Here is a 6183-nt window from a genome sequence, read left to right on the forward strand (position 1 = left end):
TCACGGATCGGTCCACATCCAGGAGCGGTCCTGCCACATCTTTTCGCCGATCAGGCAATCATAGATGTCGTGATAGCGGGCGCGGATCACCGGTGGGCGCTCGCCGGGCGCACCGGCCAGCTCCAGAACCAGCTTTCGCCGGATCGCCTCTGGAAACTGCGCCCATTCATTGACCGGCACCACAAAAGCACCCGGCCCGCCAATCACGCATTCGCGGTAATAGGCGTCCAGATCCTCGACATCGAAACGGGTGGTGAGCCCGCCATTGGTCATGAGCGGCAGGCCATTGATGGTTATGCCGAGCGCCACCAGCCGGTCGCGGGCCGGAACGACCGGGCCGCCCTGATTGTTGGGGCCGTCGCCGGAAATGTCGACCACGCGCCGCAGGCTGCGAAAACCGCTTTCGGCCAGAAGATCACCGGCGAAATCGAGCGCACCTGAAATCGAGGTGCGCCGCGCACTGCCGGGCGGATTGGACGAGAGACGGGCAGCGAAGCCGGCCGCGTCCTCGACGGAAGCGATGCGGGTCCAGGGCACGACAACCCGCTGCGAGTAGTTGCCCGCCCATTCGAAATAGGTGACCGCGATCTTGCCGTGCAGGCCGCTTAAAATGGCCTTGATGACGTCTTCATGCGTCATGGCCTCGGCATAGCCGCGCCGCTGGATCTCCAGCTCGCCCGCCGACATGGAAAGGGAGACATCCACGGCGAGGACGAGCTGGACATCGACGGCCTCCTGCGCATCTGCGGGCCGGTTGCCCGCAAGAAGAGCACAAGAGAGCGCCAGGAGAGCGGCCAGAAAACCGCCATTCGTGAAGCGCCGGGGCTTTGACGAAATGGACATGCCCCAGTTTAAACCATGCACAGGGCATCAAAAATCAGGCAATTGGGCGTAGTCGCCTAACAACTCGGCTGGATCGCCGTGCGTCCATTTGGACGCACAAGGAATGATCTACATCATTGAAGGAGCATCCGTGTAACCGAAAACCGGATTCCACTTTTCCATCCAATGCTCCGGATCGCTGGATAAAAAAAGCGCGCTCAAGGCGCGCTTTCTTCCGACTTTATTCAACCATCGGTTCGCAAGGCTGCATTCTCCGGGTCGAACGGACTTTCGCTGATCACCCGGGCGGGATGCAGATCACCGAGGATTTTGATCTCCAGTTCCGTGCCCTCGGCCGCATGCTCAGGGCGCACCATGGCGAGCGCCAGGCTTTTTCCCACACGCCAGCCATAGCCGCCATGGGTGGCGCGGCCCACCAGTTCACCGGCCCTGTAGATCGCCTCATTGCCGCGCGCATCGGCATCGCGCACGCCGCCGATTTCCAGCGTGACATAGTTCCAGCCAAGCCCCGCATCGCGCTGCTTGAGCAGAGCCTCACGGCCAATGAATTCGCCCTTGTCCGGATGGACGAAACGGTCGAGCCCGCTTTCCCACGCCGTGTATTCGATGGAGAGTTCGCGCGGGATCAGCCGGTAGCTCTTCTCGATGGCCATGGAGGTCATGGCGCGGATGCCAAAGGGGCGAATGCCGAGCTCCGCACCGGCCTCCATGATGAGATCGAAGATAAGGTTCTGCTGCTCGATGGGATGGTGCAGCTCCCAGCCCAGCTCGCCGACGAAGTTCACGCGCAGCGCATGGGCGCTCGCCCGGCCAATGGAGACCGGCTTTCCCGAAAGCCACGGGAAGTCCGCATTGGAAAGCCCGGTGCGGGTGAGCTTTGCCAGAACATCACGGCTTTTCGGACCGGCAAGAACGAAGACGCCATATTGCTGCGTGATGGGTTGCAGGACGACCGAGCCATCGTCAGGCAGAAGCTTGAACAGCACGTCGTGGTCATGCGCCTCGTAAGCACCGGCGGAGACCAGATAGAAACGGCCGGGCTTCCACTCATAAACGGTGAACTCGGACCGCACGCCGCCATTCTTCGTCAAGAGATGGCAGAGCGCCACACGGCCACGCTTCTTTGGAATACGGTTGGCAAAAATACTGTCGAGCCAGGCCCTTGCGCCCGATCCCGAAACCTCGATCTTGGCGAAGGCCGACATATCGAGCAGGCCGACATTCTCGTGAACATTTTTCACTTCACTGCCGACATGCTCGAAATAGTTGGAGCGGCGGAAGGACCATTTCTCCACCACGCGGCCATCTTCAAGCGCCGGCGCATGATTGTGTTTGAGAAGCACATCCGCACCGACGCCAAGGTCGTTTTCGGGCACTTCATAGCCCTCGGGCGCAAACCAGTTGGGCCGCTCCCAGCCATAGACGGAACCGAACACGGCCCCCAGCGCCTTCATCCGGTCATAGCTTGGCGTGGTCTTGAGCGGACGCGCCGCCGAACGCTCCTCGTCGGGATAGTGAACGGTGAAGACATTGGCATAGGCCTCCTCGTTTTTCTCGCGCAGATAGCCCTCGGTGGCGTAGGGGCCGAAACGGCGCGGGTCGACGCCCATCATGTCGATGGAGGGTTCGCCCTCGACGATCCATTCGGCAAGCTGCCAGCCTGCACCGCCAGCCGCCGTGACGCCGAAGGAATGGCCCTCATTCAGCCAGAAATTCTTGAGCCCCGGCGCGGGGCCGATGATGGGGGAGCCGTCGGGCGTATAGGCGATGGCGCCATTGTAGATCTTCTTGATGCCCACCTCGCCGAAGGCCGGAACACGCTCGATCGCCGTTTCCACATAGGGCATGAGGCGTTCGAGATCTTCCTGAAACAGCTCGTATTCGCTGTCGTCGGTCGGGCCGTCCACATAGCAGCAGGGCGCGCCGACCTCGTAAGGCCCAAGCAGGAGGCCGCCATTCTCCTCGCGCATGTACCAGGAGGAATCGCTCTCGCGCAGGACGCCCATTTCCGGCAGGCCTTCCTTCTTGCGCGCGACAATGGCCGGATGCGGCTCGGTGACGATGTATTGGTGCTCGACCGGGATCACCGGCACGTCGAGCCCGACCATGGCCCCGGTCCTGCGGGCAAAATTGCCGGTGCAGGAGATAACGTGTTCGCAGGCAATCTCGCCCTTGTCGGTGGTCACGGTCCAGGTCCCGTCATCGCCCTGCGCAATCGCCGTGACGGCGGTGTTGCGATAGATGGTTGCTCCGAGATCCCGCGCGCCCTTGGCGAGCGCCTGCGTCAGATCGGCAGGCTGGATATAGCCATCGTCGGGATGCTGGATCGCGCCAAGGAGCCCGTCGGTCTCGCAAAGCGGCCAGATCTCCTTCACCTGTTCCGGCGTCAGGATGTTGACCGGAATGCCGATGGTTTCGGCAATGCCGGCATAGTACATGTACTCGTCCCAGCGATCCTTCGTGCGCGCCAGACGAATGTTGGAGCATTGCGTGAAACCGACATTCATGCCGGTTTCCTCCTGAAGCTCCTGATAGAATTTCACCGAGTATTTGTGGATCTGGCCGACCGAATAGCTCATGTTGAACAGCGGCAGCAGGCCGGCGGCATGCCAGGTGGAACCGGAAGTGAGCTCCTTGCGCTCGACCAGAACGACATCCGACCAGCCCTTTTTGGCAAGATGATAGAGCGTGGACACGCCCACCACGCCACCGCCGATGACAACCGCCCGCGCCTTCGTCTTCATGGTCTCTCACTCCCTCGATCGCACTCCGGCCAACCGCGCAGGCAGGCTGGATGACACCCATGATCCGAAACGATCCTAGTCCGCCAAAGTCTTTGCCTCTTTGCCTGAATGCGACATTGCCGAAACGGCGCGCGCCATTAAGCAAAAGCGCCAATCAGACTGCCTGATTAACTTCTTCTGATCGCCTCTTCTGTAGAAACGACGCGACGACAGGCAGAAGGCACCCCGGGGGCACGACATGGCAACGGCAGTAGAACACGGCACGGCGGCAGGACGGCGCATGCGCCTGACAAGTCCGATCGCCATCCTCGGCATGACGGCCATCGCCATGGCAGTCGTTTTGATGCTGCCGCTCAACGTGCCCATCGGGCCGATGTACTGGGATCTCTTCATCTATTTCGATGCGGCCAACCGGATCTTTTCCGGGCAGGTTCCGGCAACCGATTTCTTCGCGCCCGTGGGACCGCTTGGCTATTATCTGTTCGCCGGCGGCGTGAAACTCTTCTCGAACGCCCAGCCGCTGCTTCTGGTGCACTGGTCGCTCTTCGTTGTGACCGCACCGCTGATGGCGCTGGCGCTGTGGCAGGTCGACAGGACGTCACGCGGTGTTTCTCTGGCGCTGCTCCTGCCCTTCCTCGCCTTTGCCGTTCTGCCCTTCAACACACGCGAGTTCTATCCGTTTCCGGGTTCGGACGGGTTCGCTGTCTACAACCGGCAGATCTGTCAGCTTCTCTATGTGCTGACGGTGGCGCTGGTTTATCTGCGCGACCAGCGCCTGCTGCTCATCTCCATCGTGGCAGGCATGACGGCGCTGTTCCTGACCAAGATCACCGGCTTTGCCTCAGGCGGCATTCTGTGCGCCTTCGCCTTTGCGGCAGGGCGCGTGCAGCTGCGCACGGCCATCGCCTCGGCGCTGATCTTCTTCGCCATTCTGGGCGTACTGCAACTGTGGAACGGCATCACCCTCGCCTATATCAACGATATTCTGGCGCTCGTGGTGATGAACGAGGGCAGCCTCCTGCCCCGCTTCCTGCAGGCGGCATCGCACACATTCGGCATCGTGGTGCCGGCGGGGCTTCTGGCGCTGTTCATGCTCTACCGGGACCGCGCGACACTCACAGAAACCCTGCGCAGCAAGCCACGTCTTCGGGCCATCGCGCGCTTCCTTGATCATGACGCTTTCTGGATCATGGTGGTGCTTTTTGCAGGCATCTTCTTCGAGACGCAGAACACCGGCAGCCAGGCGCTGATCTTTATCTGGCCGGTGCTTCTGCCGGTCCTGATGCGGCTCTGGCAGAGCGATGCACCGCGCAGCGCCTTCATCGCCGCCGGCCTGCTTGCTGCCGCTGCAGCACTTCCGCCGCTGGTGAACACCGCCGAGCGGGCCGCACGCACCTATGTCGGCGCGATCAAGAACGTGACGATGCCAAGCGAAAACCTGAAGACGCTTGGCCGCCTCAACATGCGTCCGGAAATCCTCGCACGGGCGGAGAAGATGATGGGCTTTTACGCGAAGCATCGCGAGACCTATGCGGACTTCATCCGCATTCAGGAACTGCCCTCCTATGTGTTCTACTCGGAATTCGATTTCCAGATCGCGCATCTGATGGCCATCGACGAGGCCATCACCGCGATCCGCGAACTGGAGGCGGAACAGGGCGTCACCTTCGACACGGTCATGAACCTCAATTTCGTGAACCCCTTCCCCTGGCTGATGGACAGGGAAGCGCCACGGCACGTCTCCATCGGCGCGGACCCGACCCGCACCGTGCCGCCGCCGGACGCCGAGGCGCTGGAGGCGGTGCGTGAGGCCGATCTCATTCTGCACCCCACCTGCCCGCTGACGACCGCGAATGCAGACCTTCTGGCGCTCTACGCGCCCGCCATCGAGGACCATGAGCAGATCACGCTCAATGAGTGTTTCGACGCCTATCTGAACCCGCTTATGGCGGACCGGATCGAATAGGCTCGGCAGTTTTCTTCGAGGCTGGGTGCACGCCCCTCATCTGCCTGCCGGCACCTTCTCCCCGCTCGCGGGAGAAGGAAGCGTTGCTGTTGTTCAGTGCCAAGCGCCCCCGTCCTTCGACAAGCTCAGGATGAGGGCTGTTGAGTTGATGACGCCCGTAAATACAACGGTTCGGAATGAACCACACCGCAAGCCCGGTAGTCCTCATCCTGAGCTTGTCGAAGGGCGGGGACGCTTGGCTCAACCCTCCCAACCGCCGCACTTCTGCAACGTCTCACTGCCGGGTTTGAGCGCCGGTGCACGCCCCTCATCCGCCTGCCGGCACCTTCTCCCCGTGCACGGGGAGAAGGAAGCGTTGCTGTTGTTCAGTGCCAAGCGCCCCCGTCCTTCGACAAGCTCAGGATGAGGGCTGTTGAGTTGATGACGCCCGTAAATAAAACGGTTCGGAATGAACCACACCGCAAGCCCGGTAGTCCTCATCCTGAGCCTGTCGAAGGACGGGGCGCTTGGCGCTGCCTCGCAACCGCCGCGCTTATGCAACGTCTCACTGCCGGGTTTGAGCCCGGCGCACACCCCTCATCCGCCTGCCGGCACCTTCTCCCCGCACGCGGGGAGAAGGAAGCGTTGCTG

Annotated in this window: 3 protein-coding genes; 1 reads left to right on the top strand and 2 read right to left on the bottom strand. The window is 61.8% G+C overall.

Annotation, left to right across the window (positions count from 1 at the left end; translation table 11 throughout):
- Positions 1-843 (bottom strand): DUF1194 domain-containing protein, encoded by an 843-nt coding sequence (locus ACRTG1_RS13475; protein ID WP_206554560.1) that lies wholly within the window; start codon positions 841-843, stop codon positions 1-3.
- A gap of 224 nt (positions 844-1067) precedes the next feature.
- The gene (locus ACRTG1_RS13480; RefSeq protein WP_432516265.1) at positions 1068-3587 is read right to left on the bottom strand and encodes a GcvT family protein; all 2520 of its coding nucleotides are present in this window, start codon (positions 3585-3587) and stop codon (positions 1068-1070) included.
- Positions 3588-3825: 238 nt separating this feature from the next.
- Here ACRTG1_RS13480 and ACRTG1_RS13485 point away from each other — a divergent pair, with 238 nt between their 5' ends.
- Positions 3826-5553, top strand: coding sequence for a hypothetical protein (locus tag ACRTG1_RS13485; RefSeq protein WP_432516266.1), 1728 nt, complete (start codon positions 3826-3828; stop codon positions 5551-5553).
- Positions 5554-6183 lie beyond the last annotated feature (630 nt).

Source organism: Nitratireductor sp. PBL-C9 (genome assembly GCF_050877045.1).
Taxonomy (GTDB): Bacteria; Pseudomonadota; Alphaproteobacteria; order Rhizobiales; family Rhizobiaceae; genus Nitratireductor; species Nitratireductor aquimarinus.

Bases quoted from the DNA above. Each gene is read 5' to 3' on its own strand.
- ACRTG1_RS13485 (WP_432516266.1), top strand. From the start codon at position 3,826: ATGGCAACGGCAGTAGAACACGGCACGGCGGCAGGACGGCGCATGCGC.
- ACRTG1_RS13475 (WP_206554560.1), bottom strand. From the start codon at position 843: ATGTCCATTTCGTCAAAGCCCCGGCGCTTCACGAATGGCGGTTTTCTG.
- ACRTG1_RS13480 (WP_432516265.1), bottom strand. From the start codon at position 3,587: ATGAAGACGAAGGCGCGGGCGGTTGTCATCGGCGGTGGCGTGGTGGGC.